15 protein-coding genes and 1 tRNA gene are annotated in these 17,460 nt (G+C 70.6%); 6 read left to right on the top strand and 10 right to left on the bottom strand.

Annotated features, from left to right (window positions below):
* Positions 1-23: 23 nt before the first annotated feature.
* Positions 24-116 (bottom strand) — tRNA-Sec (locus tag OG199_RS40665).
* Between the two features lie 115 nt (positions 117-231).
* Between OG199_RS40665 and selD the strand changes: the two genes are divergently transcribed.
* From selD to OG199_RS40650, 3 genes are all read left to right on the top strand, one after another.
* A complete protein-coding gene (gene selD, locus OG199_RS40660; RefSeq protein WP_356804237.1) occupies positions 232-1,272 on the top strand; it encodes a selenide, water dikinase SelD in 1,041 nt (346 codons plus the stop codon).
* Positions 1,273-1,349: 77 nt separating this feature from the next.
* Complete coding sequence (locus OG199_RS40655) at positions 1,350-1,778, top strand: ASCH domain-containing protein (RefSeq protein ID WP_405833933.1); 429 nt, start codon at positions 1,350-1,352, stop codon at positions 1,776-1,778.
* Between the two features lie 225 nt (positions 1,779-2,003).
* Positions 2,004-2,855, top strand: coding sequence for an alpha/beta hydrolase (locus OG199_RS40650; protein ID WP_356804240.1), 852 nt, complete (start codon positions 2,004-2,006; stop codon positions 2,853-2,855).
* Between the two features lie 81 nt (positions 2,856-2,936).
* Here OG199_RS40650 and OG199_RS40645 read toward each other — a convergent pair whose 3' ends face one another.
* The 8 genes from OG199_RS40645 to OG199_RS40610 all read right to left on the bottom strand — a co-directional run bounded on the left by OG199_RS40645 (position 2,937) and on the right by OG199_RS40610 (position 12,400).
* A complete protein-coding gene (locus OG199_RS40645) occupies positions 2,937-4,085 on the bottom strand; it encodes a glycoside hydrolase family 19 protein (RefSeq protein WP_401803316.1) in 1,149 nt (382 codons plus the stop codon).
* Positions 4,086-4,299: 214 nt separating this feature from the next.
* The gene (locus OG199_RS40640; protein ID WP_405833931.1) at positions 4,300-5,916 is read right to left on the bottom strand and encodes a glycoside hydrolase family 13 protein; all 1,617 of its coding nucleotides are present in this window, start codon (positions 5,914-5,916) and stop codon (positions 4,300-4,302) included.
* On the bottom strand, positions 5,913-7,121 hold the full coding sequence (locus OG199_RS40635; RefSeq protein ID WP_405833929.1) for a Gfo/Idh/MocA family protein: 1,209 nt from the start codon (positions 7,119-7,121) through the stop codon (positions 5,913-5,915). Before OG199_RS40635 ends, OG199_RS40640 begins: the two co-directional genes overlap by 4 nt.
* Positions 7,118-8,197, bottom strand: coding sequence for a glycosidase (locus OG199_RS40630; protein WP_405833927.1), 1,080 nt, complete (start codon positions 8,195-8,197; stop codon positions 7,118-7,120). The genes OG199_RS40635 and OG199_RS40630 overlap by 4 nt, the downstream gene beginning before the upstream one ends.
* A gap of 7 nt (positions 8,198-8,204) precedes the next feature.
* Positions 8,205-9,110, bottom strand: a complete 906-nt coding sequence (locus tag OG199_RS40625) for a carbohydrate ABC transporter permease (protein ID WP_405833925.1) — start codon at positions 9,108-9,110, stop codon at positions 8,205-8,207.
* Between the two features lie 4 nt (positions 9,111-9,114).
* Positions 9,115-10,014: a sugar ABC transporter permease gene (locus OG199_RS40620; RefSeq protein ID WP_356807805.1), complete on the bottom strand. Its 900-nt coding sequence runs from the start codon at positions 10,012-10,014 to the stop codon at positions 9,115-9,117.
* A 9-nt stretch (positions 10,015-10,023) separates the two neighbouring features.
* Positions 10,024-11,310 carry an extracellular solute-binding protein gene (locus OG199_RS40615; protein ID WP_405833923.1) on the bottom strand — a complete coding sequence of 429 codons (1,287 nt, stop codon included), beginning with the start codon at positions 11,308-11,310 and terminating at the stop codon, positions 10,024-10,026.
* Positions 11,311-11,380: 70 nt separating this feature from the next.
* Positions 11,381-12,400, bottom strand: a complete 1,020-nt coding sequence (locus OG199_RS40610; protein WP_401803327.1) for a LacI family DNA-binding transcriptional regulator — start codon at positions 12,398-12,400, stop codon at positions 11,381-11,383.
* A 790-nt stretch (positions 12,401-13,190) separates the two neighbouring features.
* Between OG199_RS40610 and OG199_RS40605 the strand changes: the two genes are divergently transcribed.
* The gene (locus OG199_RS40605; protein ID WP_405833920.1) at positions 13,191-14,546 is read left to right on the top strand and encodes a beta-1,3-glucanase family protein; all 1,356 of its coding nucleotides are present in this window, start codon (positions 13,191-13,193) and stop codon (positions 14,544-14,546) included.
* A gap of 86 nt (positions 14,547-14,632) precedes the next feature.
* On the opposite strand, the gene OG199_RS40600 is transcribed toward OG199_RS40605, so the two are convergent.
* Positions 14,633-15,118, bottom strand: a complete 486-nt coding sequence (locus OG199_RS40600) for a carboxymuconolactone decarboxylase family protein (RefSeq protein WP_405833918.1) — start codon at positions 15,116-15,118, stop codon at positions 14,633-14,635.
* Positions 15,119-15,296: 178 nt separating this feature from the next.
* On the opposite strand from OG199_RS40600, the gene OG199_RS40595 reads away from it, so the two are divergent.
* Both OG199_RS40595 and OG199_RS40590 read left to right on the top strand, forming a co-directional pair.
* Entirely contained in the window at positions 15,297-16,235 is a 939-nt protein-coding gene (locus OG199_RS40595; protein WP_356808028.1) for an RNA polymerase sigma-70 factor, read from the top strand.
* 118 nt (positions 16,236-16,353) lie between these two features.
* Positions 16,354-17,352, top strand: a complete 999-nt coding sequence (locus tag OG199_RS40590; RefSeq protein ID WP_405833916.1) for a LuxR family transcriptional regulator — start codon at positions 16,354-16,356, stop codon at positions 17,350-17,352.
* Positions 17,353-17,460: the final 108 nt, after the last annotated feature.

Genomic DNA, 17,460 nt, shown 5'->3' with positions numbered 1-17,460 from the left:
AGGGGACGGGACCCGTCGCTCGGCGGAGACGGACGGGAATCGAACCCGCCTGCCCGAGTTGCTCGGACACCTCGGTTTTGAAGACCGGGAGGGCCACCAGGCACCCTTACGTCTCCCCGCCGGCCGTCACTGGGGCGATGCCCCGGCCATCCGGCCATGGAACCGTCGTCTCACCCCGCAAGTCAACGCGCCACACGGCGCTCCCCCTCACCTGCAAGGATCGATGAAGCCATGACGAGCACGCGGACCGGCGTCCAGCAGGCACAGGGGAAGGAGACCGTGCGGCTCACGCAGTACGCACACGGTGGCGGCTGCGCCTGCAAGATTCCGCCGGGCGAACTCGAGGAGCTCGTGGCGGGACTGGCATCCCCGGGAGCGGTCGGTGGCGGCGACCTGCTCGTGGGCCTGGACCACGGCGACGACGCCGCGGTCGTCCGTCTGCCGGGCGGCCCCGGTGCGCTCGCCGCCGTCGCCACCGCGGACTTCTTCACGCCGGTGGTCGACGACCCCTACGACTGGGGCCGCATCGCCGCAGCGAACGCGCTCTCCGACGTCTACGCCATGGGCGGCACCCCGCTCGTGGCGGTCAACCTGCTGTGCTGGCCCCGCGACGTGCTGCCGTTCGAGCTGGCGCGGGAGGTGCTGCGTGGCGGAATGGACGTCGCGGCGACGGCGGGCTGCGTGGTGGCGGGCGGCCACAGCGTCGACGACCCGGAACCCAAGTACGGCATGGCGGTGACCGGCACCGTCGATCCGGCGCGGCTGCTGCGCAACGACGCGGGGCGGCCGGGGACGCCGCTGTCGCTGACCAAGCCGCTGGGCCTCGGAGTGCTCAACAACCGGCACAAGACGACGGGCGAGATCTTCCCCCAGGCGGTGGAGACGATGGCCGCGCTCAACCGTGACGCGGCGCGGGCCGCACTGGCCGCGGGAGCGGTCTGCGCCACCGACGTCACCGGCTTCGGGCTGCTGGGCCATCTGTACAAGCTGGCGCGCGCCTCGGGGGTGACCGCCGTCGTCGACTCGGCCGCGGTGCCGTTCCTGGACGGCGCCCGGGACGCCGCCCGCGCCGGGCACATCAGCGGCGGCACCCGCCGCAACCTCGCATGGGTCGCCCCGTTCACGGATTTCGGCCGCACCGACGAACTGACCCGGCTCCTCCTCGCCGACGCCCAGACCTCCGGTGGCCTCCTCGTCGCGGGCGAGGTTCCGGGCGCCGCGGTGATCGGGGAACTGGTGCCGGCGGGACCGTGCCGATTGGTCGTGCGCTGACCGGAATTGCTGTGCCGAGCGGCACTTCTCCGGGCGGTCCCGGCAGGTCGGCCGCTGACGACGACGGGGCGGTTTCCATGTGGGCACGTGTGGACGGCAGGCGGTCCTTCGAGCTCGGCACGGCCGACGCGATGCGGACCAGGCTCAACCGGTTGGTCCTGTCGGGCAGGAAGACCGCGTCCACCGGGCTGCTGGCGGTCTACGCGGAAGAGGCCGAGGGCGTCGAATATCCCGGCGGGACGCCGGCCCTGCTGGACGAGCAGGGTGCCGCCGTCGCACTGATCGAGGTGACCAGGGTGGCGTTGATGCCGTTCGACGAGGTGACGTGGGAGCACGTGGAGGCCGAGGGCGAAGGTCATGCCTCGGTGGACGAGTGGCGTGCGGGCCATCGTCGGTACTGGGACCGCATGGGCACTCCCGTCGACGACCGCACGATGGTCGTGTGCGTGGGGTTCCGGCTGATCGAGGGCTCGGGCATGTCGGACACCGCGGGTTCGGCCGCCTGAGTCCCCGCTTCCGCGGATTCTGCTTCTACGGCTGCGCGGGCGGACCGAGCGACGACCGGACGCGCGGCCTCGGCGGGACACGATGGCTCACGGCCGCGCAATTGTGTCGTGCACAACTTACTTGCGCACAAGAATATTGCTCGCTATGTTTCTCCTGTCGCCACGGGCCGGAACGCCCAGGTCGACCGACCGATGTCCAGCGCCACGCCCCAAAGGGGAGTCACCATGAACCTCAAGACCGCGATCCGTCCCACCCGCAGGCGCGCCGCTGTGCTGGGAGCCGTCGCCGGTGCGGCGGCACTCACCCTGACCGCCGCCACGGGCCCGGCGAGCGCGGCCAGGGCCGAGCACCGTCCCTCCGAGGCGAAGCCCACGGTCGTGCTGGTGCACGGCGCCTTCGCGGACTCCTCCAGCTGGAACGGCGTGATCGAGCGTCTGCGGCGCGACGGGTATCCGGTGATCGCCGCCGCGAACCCGTTGCGCGGGCCGGCCAGTGACGCCGCGTACGTCCACAGCGTGCTGAAGCGCGTGACCGGACCGGTCGTTCTCGTCGGCCACTCCTACGGCGGCTCGGTGATCAGCGAGGCCGCCGCAGACTCCCCCCAGGTCAAGGCGCTGGTCTACGTCGCCGCCTTCGCCCCCGACAAGGGCGAGAGCGCGCTGGAACTGTCCGACAAGTTCCCCGGCAGCACCCTCGGTGCCGCCCTCGACCCGGTGCCCTTCCCGCTCCCCGGCGGCGGCACCGGCACCGACCTGTACATCAAGGCCGACAAGTTCCACCACCAGTTCGCCGCCGACGTGCCCAAGCCGGTCACCGACCTGATGGCCGCCACCCAGCGCCCGGTCGCCGCCTCCGCCCTGGACGAGAAGGCCACCACGGCCGCCTGGAAGACCATCCCCTCCTGGGACCTCGTCACCACCCAGGACTACAACATCCCGCCGGCCGCGCAGCGCTTCATGGCCCGGCGCGCCCACGCGCACACCGTCGAGATCAAGGCGTCCCACGCGGTCTCGGTCTCCCACCCGGGCGCCGTCACCCGCCTGATAGAGCAGGCCGCCCGGACCACCACCCACTGAGACCGGCCCTCCCCCTGACAACGCCCGTGGGCGACCCGGCAGGACCGGATCGCCCACAGGCAGAAGAGGGCGCGGCGCCGCTCAGCAGTAGAGGTTGTTGCCCGGAGCGACCCCGAGGATCGCCGTGAACTGCTGGTACGCGCTCACCCGGCTCTGCACCTGCGCGGGGTTGCGGCCGTCGCACTCCAGCGAGCCGTTGATGGAGCGGATCGTCTGGCCGAAGCCCGCCTGGTTCACCATGGCGTTGTGCGGCGTCATCGAGCCGGGCCCCGACTGCGTGTTCCAGTACCAGAGCCCGGTCTTCCAGGCGACGGCCGCGTCCTGCTCGACCCGCCACGGGTTGCCCAGCAGGTCGATGCCGAGGGCGTCACCGGCGGCCTTGTAGTTGAAGTTCCAGCTGAGCTGGATCGGGCCGCGGCCGTAGTACGCGGCCTGCCCGGCCGGGCAGCCGTAGGGCTGACCGGGGTCGCAGTAGTGCGGGTAGTTGGCGGTGTTCTGTTCCACCACGTAGACCAGCCCGCCGGTCTCGTGGTTGACGTTGGCGAGGAAGGCCGCGGCCTCCTGCTTCTTGACCGTGTCGCTCCCGCTGTTCGCGAACCCCGGGTAGGAACTCAGCGCCTGGACGAGACCGCTGTAGGTGTAGAAGCCGTTCCGGCCCGGGAACATCTGGTTGAACTGCGCCTCGCTGACGACGAACCCGGACGGGTTGGTGCCGCCACCGCCACTCGCGGGGGCGTTCCACTTCTGGTTGGCCGCGCCCGTGCAGGTCCATATCTGCAGCCGGCTGCCGTTCGCGGAGTTGTTGTCGCGGACGTCCAGACACTTGTTGGCCGCGGGGTTGACGATGTCGTGGGCCGCGGTGACCACCCACTGCTGGTTGGCGCCGCCGGAGCAGTCCCACAGCTGGACCGCGGCGCCGTCCGCGGTGCCGCGGTCGACGACGTCGAGGCACTTCCCGAGCGCCCGCAGGGTCCCGTCGCCGGAGTTCGACCAGCTCTGCGCGCCGGTCCCGTTGCAGTCGTAGAGCTGTATCGCGGTGCCGTTGGCGCTGTTCGCGGCGGCCACGTCCACGCATTTCCCGGCGAGCCCGGAGATCTGGCCACTGGCCGCGTGCGCGGGCGGCGCGGCGAGGAACAGTGCGGAGAGGATCACCGTGAGGAGGGCTGTCACCAGGGAACGACCCACGGTGACCCGTCTGAAGGAGAAGTGTCCGGCAGGGCTGATGAGCATCGGGGCATCGCTCCTAATACGGCCGGAGGCCGCGGCGGTGGGGAGGGAGCTGTGCGGGAAGGTGCCGCGCCCGGAGCGGACTCCGGACGCGGCACCTCATCAGGTCTAGACCATGACAGGCTGACGGGACCACGTCAACAATCGTGCGCGGGCCCCTTTCCGAGACACCGTCAAGGCCGCCTCGGAGCACCCCGGATGACCGGCCATCAGGTGATCACGGTCGGGCAGGGTGACGATCCTCGCCGTCCGCGGCGGTCGAGAGCCACACGCACGCGTCCACCGGCAATGTGCCACGGTCCGGCAGTGCCGTGCTCGCCAGCACCGGCCGGCCGAGCAGCCCCAGCCGGCCCAAGTCGAGAGCTTCGGAACCGAGGTTGACCACGCAGGTCAACTCGCCCCGGGAGAAGGCCAGGTAAGGTGCATCGGCCGGCGAGTGCCAGCGCAGGGTGCCGTGCGCGGCGACCGGGTGCTCCCGGCGCAGCCGAAGGGCTCGCCGGTAGAGGGACATGGTGGAGTCCGGGTCCTCACGCTGGGCGGCAACGGTGTACCGGCTCCAGCCCTCGGGCTGCGGCAGCCAGCAGACATCGGGCGCGGCCGTGGTGAACCCGTACGGCGGCCGGTCTCCGCTCCAGGGGATCGGCACACGGGCGCCGTCGCGTCCTCGGTCCGTGCCGCCGGAGCGGTGCCACAGCGGGTCCCGGATGCGGTCGTCGGGCAGCTGAGCCTGCGGCAGTCCCAGCTCCTCCCCCTGATAGAGGTAGACGGCGCCGGGCAGGGCGAGCATCAGCAAGGCGGCCGATCCGGCGCGCAGTTCACTGCCCAGGCGAGTCGCGGGCCGTGGAGCGTCGTGGCTGGACATCACCCAGGTCACGGGGGCGTCGACGGCGGCAGTCGCGGCGAGCGAATCGTCGATCACCCGGCGCAGCTCGGATGCCCCCCAAGGCGCCTCCAGGAAAGCGAAGTTGAAGGCCTGCTGCATCTCGTCCGCGCGCACGTACCGGGCCAGGCGGGCGGGTTCGAAGACCGCGGACTCCGCGACGAGCACACGCTCCCCTGGGGCCACCGCGCCCGGCGGGGCGGGGTGGGTGTCGAGCAGGGTGCGCCACTCCCGGTACAGGGGATGCAGTTCCTCCTGGTCGTAGTACGGCATCAGGTGGTTGCGCGCGGGGTCCTGGTGCTGTCCGGGCCCGGCGTCGGGCAGGCCCTCCGCCTTGAACAGGGCGTGGGCCACGTCGATACGGAAGCCGTCCACGCCCTGGTCGAGCCAGAAGCGCAGGACCCTGGAGAACTCGGCACGCACATGGGGGTCGCGCCAGTTGAAGTCGGGTTGCTCCGGCGCGTGGAGATGGAGGTACCACTGGCCGTCGGGCACCCGGGTCCAGGCCGGCCCGCCGAAGGCCGACTCCCAGTCGTTGGGCGGTTCGGCACCGTCCGGGCCCTTGCCGCTACGGAAGAGGTACCGCTCGCGCGCCGCGGATCCGGGGCCGGCCGCCAGTGCCTCACGGAACCAGGGATGGGCGTCCGAACTGTGGTTGGGCACCACGTCGACGATGACCTTGAGGCCCAGGGCGTGGGCGCGCACCGTGAGGGCCGTGAAGTCCGCCAGGGTCCCGAGGTCTTCGGCGACGGCCGTGTGGTCGGCGATGTCGTAGCCGCCGTCGGCCAGCGGCGACGGGTAGAAGGGCGTGATCCAGATCGCGTCCGCCCCGAGGTCCCTGACGTGGTCGAGGTGGCCGGTGATGCCCGGCAGATCCCCGGTCCCGTCGCCGTCGCTGTCGGCGAAGGAGCGGGGATACACCTCGTAACAGACGGCGTCGCGCCACCAGTTCATGCCGTACGACTCCGTTCTCCCCCTGTGACGACCCGCTGGGTGCGCCCGCTGACCGTCGCCGTCGTGGCGGCCTCGGCGACCGCGACGGCGCTCACTCCCGCACGCGCGTCGGCGACCGGTGTGCCGCCGGTCTCGGCACACCGCACCAGATCCGCCATGGCCGCGCGCACGCTCTCGGCGTAGACGTACGGTTTGCGTTCCTCGCCGCCCAGATCCACGACCACGTCGACGCGGTGCGGCACCGCACGACTGACGCCTCTGCCCCGGGCGGGTGCCGCTCCCCCGACGTCGCGGTGCACCGTGACGGACACGCGGTCGTCCGGGTGCGGCCTGAAGCCGGGAACGTGCAGCAACTCGGTCGACCTGACGGGAAGTTGTTCCCAGACCTGGACACCGGCATCGTCCGTCCAGGCCGTGATCACGGCGTGTGTCGGGATCCACCCGGTGATGCGCGACTCGGCGAAGCCGTGGTCCAGGCGCATCAGTTGACGCTCGCAGCGATGGGCGTGGGTGAAGGAGTGCAGGTGCGTGGCGAGGACGCCACCCGGGTGCACCACGTCCGCGACGACCATGTCGACCGGGCCGCCCGGACGTCGTACCGCCGTGGCCCTCACCTCCTGCGGCTCGCTCCCGACCAGGGCCCGGGCCGCGTCGAAGAAGTGGACGCCGTGCTCGACGAAGATGCCGCCGCTGCGTTCCGGATCCCAGAACCAGTGGTCGACGTCGAGATCCTCGTCGGCGGCGTCGTTCTCGAACAGGAAGCGCCGCGGGCTGTCCAACAGGCCCTCGGAGATGAGCTGTTGGACAGCGCGCAGCAGTGGGTTGTAGCGCAGGACGTGGTCCACCACGAGTGTGCCGACCGCGCGCGACGCCTCCTCCCCCACTCGCTCGGCGTCCTGTGCGGTGGTCGCCAGGGGCTTCTCGCAGAAGACGTGCCGGCCCGCGCGCAGCGCGGCGATCGACAACTCGGCGTGGGTGGCGGGCGGAGTCGCCACTGCCACGATGTCGACGTCCGGGCGGCGCAGGAGTGCGTCCGGATCCGGGCAGGGCGTGGCACGGTGGCGCCGGGCGAGGGCGTCCGCGCGCGCCGGGTCGGCGTCGGCCACGGCCGTGACACGCAGCCCCGGCAGGCCGGCCACGGCGTCCAGGACGTACGCCCCGAACGCGCCGCAGCCGATCAGTCCGAGCCCCAGTTCCGCCGTCACGCCGTGCGTTCCAGCAGGGCGACGCCGATGTGCGCGTCGGCCATGCCGTAGAAGACGAACAGCTTGCCGTCGACCTCTTCGATGGCGGTCGGGAAGACGACGTTCGGCACCGTGCCGGAGCGCTCCTCCTCGGTCTCCGGCGCCATCAGCGGCTCCGTCGAGCGGGCCAGGACCCGCGAGGGGTCGGCCGGGTCGAGAATCATGGCGCCCGCCGCGTAGGAGACGTTCTGGTTCTGGACCCAGGGGTCCTCGATGGTGCCGGAGACACCGTGGTGGATGAGCAGCCAGCCCTCGTCGACGCGGATCGGCGCGGGGCCGCCCCCGATCTTCAGGTCTTCCCAGGGGTACGCGGACAGCGCGACGAGCTTGTGGTGGCGCGGACGGGTCAGTGCGCTGATGTCCCGCTCCACCTCGGCCACGGGCACGTACGAGATCCAGATGCCCGGACGTTCGTCCGTCAGCCCCGCCGGCAGGTGGACGCCCTCGCCGGGCCGGAACCAGCCCAGGTCCCACATCGGCCGGTGCAGCATGGCGTACGACGGCTCGCCGCCGGGTCCGGGGACCGGCTCGGGGAAGTGGACGACGTCCTTGTTCGGGAAGAGATTGAGGTCCGTGTCGAGATCGGGCTGGTAGGCGAACTGGACGGGACCCAGGCGGGTCCAGTCGGTGAGGTCCGTGGAGACGGCGAGGGCCGGCTTCGGGCCGAGCGGTCCGTAGGCGACGTACGACATGACGTAGCGGCCCAGGCTGGGGATCCAGGTGACCCGGGGGTCCTCGACGCCGGCGTTGTTCTTGCCTCGCTCCCAGCCCTCGTCGGGCGCGAGGACGACGCCGCGCCGCTCGACGCCGCAGGGGACGCCCTCCTCGTCGAAGAGGACCTTCGCCAGGCCGACGCGCGAGACGTTGCCCTCCGCGACCAGGCGGGGCAGCAGGTGCAGTGTGCCGTCGGGGGTACGGCCGGAGGCCGGGTTGAGGACGCCCTCCGTCTCGTACGGCTGACCGGGCAGGGGCGACATCACCATGCCCTTGCGGACGAGGCGGTACGGGATGGGGTTGTGCGGCGCGGGGTGGTTCATGCGGGGTTCAGCCCTTTACTCCGGAGTCGATGTTGGTGTGGGTGAAATGACGCTGGAACACGAGGAACAGCGCCACGGCGGGGAGAGCCAGTACGCAGGCGCCGGCCAGCAGCGCACCGGTCGGATTGGCGACGGTGCCCTGCAGGTTGGACAGGAAGCCCGCGAGCGAGACGGCCAGCGGCTGCATATCGGTGTTCTTGGTGACGAGGAACGGCCACAGGAACTCGTTCCACGGACCGATGAACGTCAGCAGGACTCCGGTGAGGAGCGCCGGGCGGGCCATGGGCAGTGCGATCGTCCACAGGATGCGCAGTTCGCTCGCGCCGTCGATGCGCGCCGCCTCGAAGAGCGAGGCCGGCAGCTGCAGGAAGAACTGACGGAAGAGGAACACCGCGGTCGAGTTGATCGCGAAGGGCAGGATCATGCCCAGATAGCTGTCACCGAGGCCGTAGTTGCGCACGACCAGCGCGTACAGCGGCAGCATCAGCAGCTGGAACGGGATGGTCTGGACGAGCAGCAGCGTGGCGAACACGGTGCCGCGGCCGCGGAAGGTGAGCCGGGCGAGCGCGTATCCCGCGAGCACGCCGAAGACCAGCGTGCACAGCAGTACTCCACCGGTGACGATGCCGGAGTTCAGCAGTGAACGGCCCAGCGAGATCGCGCCGTTGATCGCCCGGTAGTTGGCGGTGGTGAAGCCACCGGGCATGGCGCCCGACACGTCGCCGGTGGTCGTCTTCTTCAACGAGCCGACGACCATGTAGTAGAAGGGGAAGAGGAAGGCGACCGCTCCGAGCGACAGGGCGGTCAGCTGCAGTATGCGGCCGGTCCGGGCTCTGCCGGTCGTGTGGCTCGGTGTCTGCCGGGTCGCCGGTGCAGGGGTGGCGGACTCGGTGAGGTCGGTGGGGGTGCTCATGGCGTCAGTCGCCCCTCTCGGAGATCTTTCGGGCCAGCAGGGAGACGGCGAGCACGAACACCATGAGGACGATGCCCAGGGCGGCCGCGAAGTCGGGGTGTCCCTGTTCGATGCCCTTCTGGTACATGAGGAGCACGGGCGAGACCGAGGCGTGGTCCGGGCCGCCGCCTCCGGTGAGCAGATAGGGCTCGCTGAACAGGTTGGCGCCCGTGATGATCGCGTAGATCAGGACCAGCGTGGTGGCGGGGCGGACGCCGGGAACGGTGATCGAGAAGAACCGGCGCACGCTTCCCGCGCCGTCCACGGCGGCCGCCTCGTACAGCTCCCGGCTGACGTTCTGGAGTGCGGCCAGGTAGAGCATCACGAAGAAGCCGAGCTGCTTCCAGGTGACGAAGAAGGCGATCATCGGCATCGCCAGATGGGTGTTGACGAGCCAGGAGGGGTCGGGGGCCAGGCCACCGAGTGCGTGGTTGACCAGTCCGTCCGAGCCGAAGAGGAAGGCCCACACGGCGACGAGCGCGACGCTGGCGGTGACGTAGGGCACGTAGTAGGCGGCCCGGAAGAAGGAGCGGAAGGGCAGCTTGGCGTTGAGCGCGGCCGCCAGGACCAGCGAAAGACCCACGGTCAACGGGACGTTGATCACGAGGAAGATCAGGATGTTGAGGAAGGCGCGGCCCACCACGGGATCGGTGAAGACGTCCCGGTAGTTGCTCAGGCCGACCCAGGGCGAGTCCACGCCCGCGCCGGGCGCGGTGAAGTAGAACCGGTGGAAGGAGATCCACACCGTGTAGCCCAGGGGTACGGCGAACACGGCCAGGACGAACAGGACGTAGGGTGCGGCGAACAGGGCACCGATCCGCGAAGTACCGCGCCGGCCGGACCCGTTGGTGTGTGAGAGTGTCATGACGGGACCTCAGTACTCGGCGAGGATTTCGGAGATCTTGCCCGCGGCGTCGCGCAGGGCGGAGTCGACGGGCTGGCGGCCGAAGACGACGGACTTCGTCCAGGCGTCGCGGAACGCCTGCCACATGTCGATGGAACCCGCGACGTTGGGCACGTCGACGACCCGACGCGTCTGATCGGCGAACACCTTGTAGCCGGGATTCTTGGCGAACCAGCTCGCGTAGGTGTCGGTCAGGTCGGGCCGCAGCGGCATCTGGCCGGTCGCGGCGAGGAACTTGCCGTCCTGGGACCGCGAGGTGGCGAACTTCATCACGTCCCAGGCGGTCGCGCGGTTCTTGCAGGCGGTGAACATCGCGACGGACTTGAGGTCGCTGAAGGTGTGCACCGCGGAGGCGGGACGGCCGTCGGAGGTGGGTACGGGGACGACGCCCCAGTCGACGCTGTCCTTGTACGTGGCGATCGCCCACGGCCCGACGGTGGCCATCGCCGCCTTCCCGTCACCGAACGCGTCGCCGGGGTACGCCTCCTGCGGCGCCAGCTTCTGCGCGTACAGGCTGCGCCAGAACGCGGCGGCCTTGCGGCCCGCCGGGGAGTCGAACTGCGGCTTGCCGTTCTCGACCAGGGGCTTGCCGCCGCTCTCGGAGATGAAGGCGGGGTAGAAGTCGAACCAGGACTGGAAGAACTCGCTGCTCGGGGCCGGCCAGATGGCCGCCTTCGCCGCCCCGCTGTGGACCAGGGTGCGGGAGGTGTCCAGGAACTGGTCGTAGGTCGCGAGCTTCGGGTGCTCGGGGTCGAGTCCGGCCTGTTCGAAGAGCTTCTTGTTGTAGAGGATCATCACCGGGTTGCTCTTCCAGGGCAGTTGGCGGAACGCCCCGTCCTCGGACCGGTACTGGTCGGCCAGCGAGCCGCTGCGTGACTCGATGTAGCTCTTCGCGCCGGGGAAGTCGTCGAGATCGACGAGCCCGGCCTGTTTCTGGAACTGCGGGACGGACGCGGGCGAGGTGTTGAACACCAGACACGCCGTGTTGCCCGCGATCACCGAGGCGCTGATGGCCTCCTCGGAGGTCTTGCCCGCGGGAATGTTCTGCGCGGTGACGTGCTGATCGGGGTGCAGCTTGTTCCAGTCCGCGACCATCTGTCTGCCCCAGGTCGCCTCCTGGGCGTTGTTGGACAGCCAGACGGTGATGGGCCCATGCGCCTCGGCCGCCGCCGCGGCGTCGGGTCCGGACCGGGCGCAGGCCGCGAGTGCGCCCGCCATCGCCAGCGCGAGCAGCGCGGACGCCGTTCTCCTGAACATGATCTCTCCGTACTCTTCGCGTCCGGCCCCGTTGCCGGACGCGGTCCCCGTGGGGCGCCCCGCTCCTCCGCTACGCGGTCGGGGCCGGGCCCACAGATCCCCGGGGCAGGAACTCGGCGGGCGGCAGCACGACGTCGGGCGCGCTGCCGTCCCTGACAACCAGATCAAGGGCCCTGGCCGCCGCGATGCCCCAGCCCTCGGCGTTCGCGCGGGCGGAGGACAGCGGTGGGTGCGTGAAGCGGGCCAGTGGTGTGTCGTCGTAGCCGATCACCGACAGGTCGCCGGGCACGGACACCCCCAGCTCCTGCGCCACGGCGAGACCGGCGGTGGCCGCCAGATCGTTGGCGAAGACGATCGCCGTCGGCGGCTCGGGCAGGGCGAGCAGATCGCGGGTGGCCGCGGCACCGCCCTGCGCCGTGAAGCCGCCGGAACGCACCAGGTCGGTCACCAGCCCGTGCGCGGACATCGCGTCCTGCCATGCGCGGCGGCGCCGCTGGGCATGACGGAACTCCGACGGTCCCTCCACATGGGCGATACGACGGTGCCCCAGTGCGGCGAGGTGCCCCACGGCCGTCTCGAACGCCGGAAGGTCGTCCAGTTCCACCGCGCACAGTCCCTCGGCCCATTCGGGACGCCCGAGCACCACGGCGGGCAGACCGACGGCCCGCACCAGGGCGGGGCGCGGGTCGCCGACCCGCAGGTCGGTGACGAACACGCCGTCGACCCTGCGGTCGGCGGCCAGCCGCTCGTACACGGCCTGCTCGCGGCTCAGGTCGGTGACGTGCAGGACGAGCCCGTCACCCCGTTCCGACAGCACGGACTCGATCCCGGCGATGAAGGCCGGGAAGAACGGGTCGGCGCCGAGCAGCCCGGGCTCGCGGGTCACGACCAGTCCCAGCGCGCCCGCCTTGCCGCGGGAGAGCGCCTGGGCGGGCCGGCTCGGCCGCCAGCCGAGCTCGTCGATGGCGGCGCGGATCCTCGCGGTGGTTTCCGCCGAGAGCCCGGGGCGGTCGTTGAGCACGAACGACACGGCGCTGCGGGAGACACCGGCCCGCCGAGCGACGTCGGCGATGGTGGGGCGGTGGGCCATGGCTCCTCCAGACAGCGTCTAAACCGATTTAAATTGCTGTGCGGCGAAATTAAACCGGTTTAGGTGGGAGGTCAAGAGTTCTGGGCGGCAGATCTCGGAACGACGTGCGAGGGGCTGGGGGCGGCCTCTCCGGGGCGGGCGGCGCTCGGCGGGTGCGCGGGGCGGTCCGGTACCGGGTTCCGGGTTCGGGCTAGCGGCGGGGCACCAGATTCGCCGGGGTGCGATGTGCCGGAGTGCCGGCGGTGCCGGAGTGCCGGGGTGCCGGCGGTGCCGGAGTGCCGGGGTGCCGGAGTGCCGGGGTGCCGGAGTGCCGGAGTGCCGGAGTGCCGGAGTGCCGGAGTGCCGGAGTGCCGGGGTGCCGGGGTGCCGGGGTGCCGGGGTGCCGGGGTGCCGGCGGCGCCAGGTTCGCAGGGGCGCCGGGCCGCGATCACCGGCCGCCGGGGCGAACGGCGGCAGGGCCCGGCTCGAAGGTCCCACGAAGGAGCTCGACCACGCGGGACAAAGCGCGCCAGGTGGCGCAAGCCGAGGGAACCGGGCCGAACACGTCAAGTGATGAAGGAGCACCGCGACTTGAGCTCGCCCGATCGGTCGGAGTCCGAACGGGCCTGAATGCGCGGTACGTGTCGCTGTCGCCGCTGCCAGCGTCGCTCCGCCCTCGACCCGTGAACTCCGTTGATTTCGGCTTCAGTTGTTGACGTCGGACAGAGGTGGGGATACAACCCGAGAGAGCGCTCTCACGCCTGCAGTTGCTCCAACCCCCACGCACGCCGGCTCGGCCTGAGGAGATCCCGTGCAGACTTCCGCCAGCGCACTCGCCACCAGACCACCCACCGGTGTCCTACGTTCCCGCACCGCTCTCGGTCTGGTCATCGCCCTGCTCGTCGCCTGCGTCGCCGCCCTGACGCCGACGTCCGCGCACGCCGCCGACCAGCTCCTGTCCCAGGGGCGCCCCGCCACGGCCTCCTCGACGGAGAACGGCTCCTTCCCCGCGTCGGCCGCGGTCGACGGCAACCCCGACACGCGCTGGTCCTCGGCGTTCGCGGACCCGCAATGGCTCCAGGTCGACCTCGGCTCCGTCCAGCAGATCACCCGCGTCGCTCTCAACTGGGAGGCCGCCTACGCCAAGGCCTACCAGATCCAGACCTCCACGGACGCGAACACCTGGACCACCGTCTACTCCACCACCACCTCCACCGGCGGCGCCCAGAATCTCGGCGTCACCGGGAGCGGCCGCTATGTGCGTGTCTCCGGAACCGTGCGAGCCACCCCGTACGGCTACTCCCTGTGGGAGTTCCAGGTCTACGGGCCCGGCAGCACCACCCCGCCGGACAGCTTCTGGGGCAGCACCAGCGACATCCCCCCGGCGAGCAACGCCGTCGAAGTGAAGATCCTCAACCGCACCAACGGCAAGTACCCCGACAGCCAGGTGTACTGGAGCTTCAACGGGCAGGTCCACTCCATCGCCGAACAGCCCTACCTCGACATGCCGGCGAACTCGGCGGGCCGCATGTACTTCTACCTCGGGTCGCCCAACGGCCCCTACTACGACTTCATCGAGTTCACCGTTGGCAACAACGTCTTCAACGGCAACACCACCCGGGTCGACGCCTTCGGCCTCAAGCTGGCCATGCGTCTGCACGCCAAGGACGGCTACGACGTCGAGGTCGGCGAGAACCGGCAGACCTTCGCCGAGGACCGCGCCACGACCATACAGCGCTTCACCGACGCGGTTCCGGACCAGTTCAAGGTGCTGGCCCGGACCCAGGCTCCGTACCGGATCATCGCGCCCGGCAGCGATCCGAGCTTCCGCGCGGGCGGCGTCAACGCCAACTACTTCACGTCCTACGCCCAGTCCGTCGGCGTCAACGCGGCCACCTCCGACATCTTCGGCTGCGCCGCCTCCCTCGCCGCCAATCCCGACATGTGCGCCGCCCTCAACCGTCACGTGGCTACGCTGCCGGCCTCCCAACAGTCCGACCCCGCCCAGTACTACAAGGCGGCACCCGCGAACTACTACGCCAAGTTCTGGCACGACAACGCCATCAACCACCTCGCCTACGGCTTCCCCTACGACGACGTGGCGGGCCAGTCCTCCTTCGTCTCCCACGGAAACCCGCAATGGCTTCTGGTCGCCGTCGGCTGGTAGCCGCCCCGGTGGCATGTCGGTCGTCCGCACCCGCCTGACGGCGTGACCCTTCCTCGGCTCCGACGGATCCGGCCCCCGGTTCCCGCTCAGTTGAACGCGGCCGCGAACATGCCGGGTTCGTAGGAACCTCCCCGCTGGTGCACGATCACGGCGAGCCGGTTGGCCGCGTTGATCAGGGCGACCAGGGAGACCAGCGCGGCGAGCTGGTCGTCGTCGTAGTGCTCGCGCACCCCGGCCCAGGTCTCGTCGGACACGCCGTGGTGGGCGTCGCCGAGCCGGGTGCCCTCCTCGGCGAGCGCCAACGCGGCCCGCTCCGCCTCGGTGAACACGGTGGATTCGCGCCAGGCGGCGACCAGGTGGAGCCGTACGGCGCTTTCACCGGCGGCCGTGGCCTCCTTGGTGTGCAGGTCGACGCACCAACCGCAGCCGTTGATCTGGCTGGCGCGCAACGAGACCAGTTCCTGCGTGGACTTCGGCAGGGGCGACTGGTGGATCACCAGGGCCGCGTTGGCGAACCGCTTGCCGAACTTGGCGGCGATCTCGTTGTCGAACATGTTGAATCGGGCGTCCATGATGTTGTCCTCACTCGTGGCGATGCACTGAACGAACACGAGATGCCGACGGCCCGATCCCTGTGACGGGACATTTGTGTGACGTGCGCCACCCCTCGGGGATGTCACAGAGCCACGGAGTCCGGTGTCTTGTGTGCGTGGCACCACCACGAGGACCAACAACAGGCGGGAGCAGCCGGTGCGGAGCGAGCGAAGCGGACCCACGGACGACACGGGCGAACAGCCGGCCGGCGGCGGACGGGCGGACCTCGCCACCGAGACGTTCGTCGCCCATCGCAACCTGCTGTTCACCGTCGCCTACGAGATGCTCGGCTCGGCCGCCGACGCGGAGGACGTCCTGCAGGAAACCTGGCTGCGGTGGGCGGGTGTCGATCTGGGCACGGTGCGGGACCAGCGTGCGTACCTGGTCCGGATCACCACACGGCAGGCGCTGAGCCGACTGCGTACGCTGGGCCGTCGCAAGGAGTCCTACGTCGGCCCGTGGCTGCCCGCGCCCCTGCTCACCGCACCCGACGTGGCCGAGGACGTCGAACTGGCCGACAGCGTCTCGATGGCGATGCTGCTGGTGATGGAGACGCTGACGCCCACCGAGCGGGCGGTGTTCGTGCTGCGCGAGGTCTTCGACCTCGGATACGACGAGATCGCCGAGGCCGTCGACAAGAGTCCGGCCGCGGTGCGCCAGGTCGCGCACCGGGCACGGACACACGTCGCGGAGCGCAGGCCGCGTGAGATCGTCTCCCCGGCCGCGACCAGGGACGCGCTCGACGCCTTCCAACGGGCGACGGAGACGGGCGACCTGCAGAGGCTGCTCGACATCCTCGCGCCGGACGTGGTCTTCCTCGGCGACGGCGGCGGAGTGAAGCAGGCTGTCCTGCGCCCCGTCGTAGGCGCCGAGAAGGTGGCCCGCCTGCTGACCGCCGGAGGGAGCAGGACCGCCGTGGCATCGCTGCGACCGGCGCAGGTCAACGCCTATCCGGCGCTGATCCTGCGGCTCGACGGCGCGATCGACACGGTCTTGGCGGTGCGCATCGACGACGGCCTCATCACCGGTCTGTACGCCGTGCGCAATCCCGAGAAGCTGTCGCACATGCAGCAGGAGACGTTCCTGCGCCGCTGAGCGCAGACGGGAAGGATCAGCCAGCCCTCAGGGCGGGAATCGGTCACTGGCCGACACACAGGCTTGCTACGTTCTTGATCGGCTTTCGCAGGCGGCGGTCGGTGACTTGGAGGTTTCGGTGGAGGGTGCTGCGCCGTTGGACCTGGTCGGGGTCGACGCGGAGGCGGAGAGGGCCTATCGCCACCTGCTGTCGCGCGGTGGCGGCACCGTCGACGACGTGACGACGGCGCTCGGGGTGACGTACCAGGAAGGGCTGGCACTGGTCGAACGGCTGCACCGCTTCGGACTGGTCACCCGGCGCACCTCGGGAGAGTTCCTCACCGTGGATCCGCGGCACGCACTGCGGGCGCTGGTGGAGTCACGCGAACGGCAACTCGCCTCCGTGCGCGATGCGGCGGGCTCCCTCGGGGCGATCTTCGACAGCGCGAGACGGGCCAGGAACGGTGGTCACGGGACCCTGGTGATCAGCGGACCTGAAGCGGTGGGCGACCGCTACTACCGGTTGAAGCAGGCCGCGCGCGCCGAGATCTGCTCCCTCGACCGTCCTCCGTTCCTGCTGGCCCCGAACGGACCGCTCGACGAGGCGGTGGTGGGCCGTGGGGTCCGGGTTCGCGCCGTCTACGCGGCCTCCAGCTTCGTCGCCGACGGCGGGTGGCCGGAACTGGGCAGTCTGGTGTCGAGGGGGGAGGAAGCCAGGATCACGCCGACGCTGCCGATCAAGCTCTCGATGGCCGACCGCTCGGCCGCGATGGTGTCCCTCAGTCTCGCCGCCGGGAACACCGAGTGCCTCTACACCGAGGCGCCTCCATTGCTGGAGGCGCTCGCGGAACTCTTCGAGCGCTACTGGGCGGCCGCGTCCCCGCTGGCACGCGACGCCGGTCCCGATGCGCCGCTGCCGCCGCCGGCCGGTCCCCCGGAGGAGGACCGCGAACCCACGGACGAGGAACGGAATCTCCTGGCCCTGTTCGCGGCCGGCGTCAAGGACGAGGCGATCGCCCGCCAGTTCGGGATATCGTCACGGACGCTGCGAAGGCGCATACAGGACCTCTACGCGGAATTGGGCACGACCAGTCGGTTCGGCGCCGGCGTCGCGGCGGCGCGCCGCAACTGGGTCTGACCGCACGGTTGTCCTCTCACCCACACTCGGACGAACCCTCCAGGTGATAAATCAACCAGCTTTCCACAGGGAATTGACGGCACGTCAATGTGCCTGAAAAGGGGCCCG

The organism is Streptomyces sp. NBC_01176, assembly GCF_045039825.1.
Lineage (GTDB): Bacteria > Actinomycetota > Actinomycetes > Streptomycetales > Streptomycetaceae > Streptomyces.
The sequence above is the reverse complement of the archived record's forward strand: the minus strand, read 5'-3'. Positions and strand labels throughout refer to the sequence as shown.

Bases quoted from the DNA above. Each gene is read 5' to 3' on its own strand.
- selD (WP_356804237.1), top strand. From the start codon at position 232: ATGACGAGCACGCGGACCGGCGTCCAGCAGGCACAGGGGAAGGAGACC.
- OG199_RS40655 (WP_405833933.1), top strand. From the start codon at position 1,350: ATGTGGGCACGTGTGGACGGCAGGCGGTCCTTCGAGCTCGGCACGGCC.
- OG199_RS40650 (WP_356804240.1), top strand. From the start codon at position 2,004: ATGAACCTCAAGACCGCGATCCGTCCCACCCGCAGGCGCGCCGCTGTG.
- OG199_RS40645 (WP_401803316.1), bottom strand. From the start codon at position 4,085: ATGCTCATCAGCCCTGCCGGACACTTCTCCTTCAGACGGGTCACCGTG.
- OG199_RS40640 (WP_405833931.1), bottom strand. From the start codon at position 5,916: ATGAACTGGTGGCGCGACGCCGTCTGTTACGAGGTGTATCCCCGCTCC.
- OG199_RS40630 (WP_405833927.1), bottom strand. From the start codon at position 8,197: ATGAACCACCCCGCGCCGCACAACCCCATCCCGTACCGCCTCGTCCGC.
- OG199_RS40625 (WP_405833925.1), bottom strand. From the start codon at position 9,110: ATGAGCACCCCCACCGACCTCACCGAGTCCGCCACCCCTGCACCGGCG.
- OG199_RS40620 (WP_356807805.1), bottom strand. From the start codon at position 10,014: ATGACACTCTCACACACCAACGGGTCCGGCCGGCGCGGTACTTCGCGG.
- OG199_RS40615 (WP_405833923.1), bottom strand. From the start codon at position 11,310: ATGTTCAGGAGAACGGCGTCCGCGCTGCTCGCGCTGGCGATGGCGGGC.
- OG199_RS40610 (WP_401803327.1), bottom strand. From the start codon at position 12,400: ATGGCCCACCGCCCCACCATCGCCGACGTCGCTCGGCGGGCCGGTGTC.
- OG199_RS40600 (WP_405833918.1), bottom strand. From the start codon at position 15,118: ATGGACGCCCGATTCAACATGTTCGACAACGAGATCGCCGCCAAGTTC.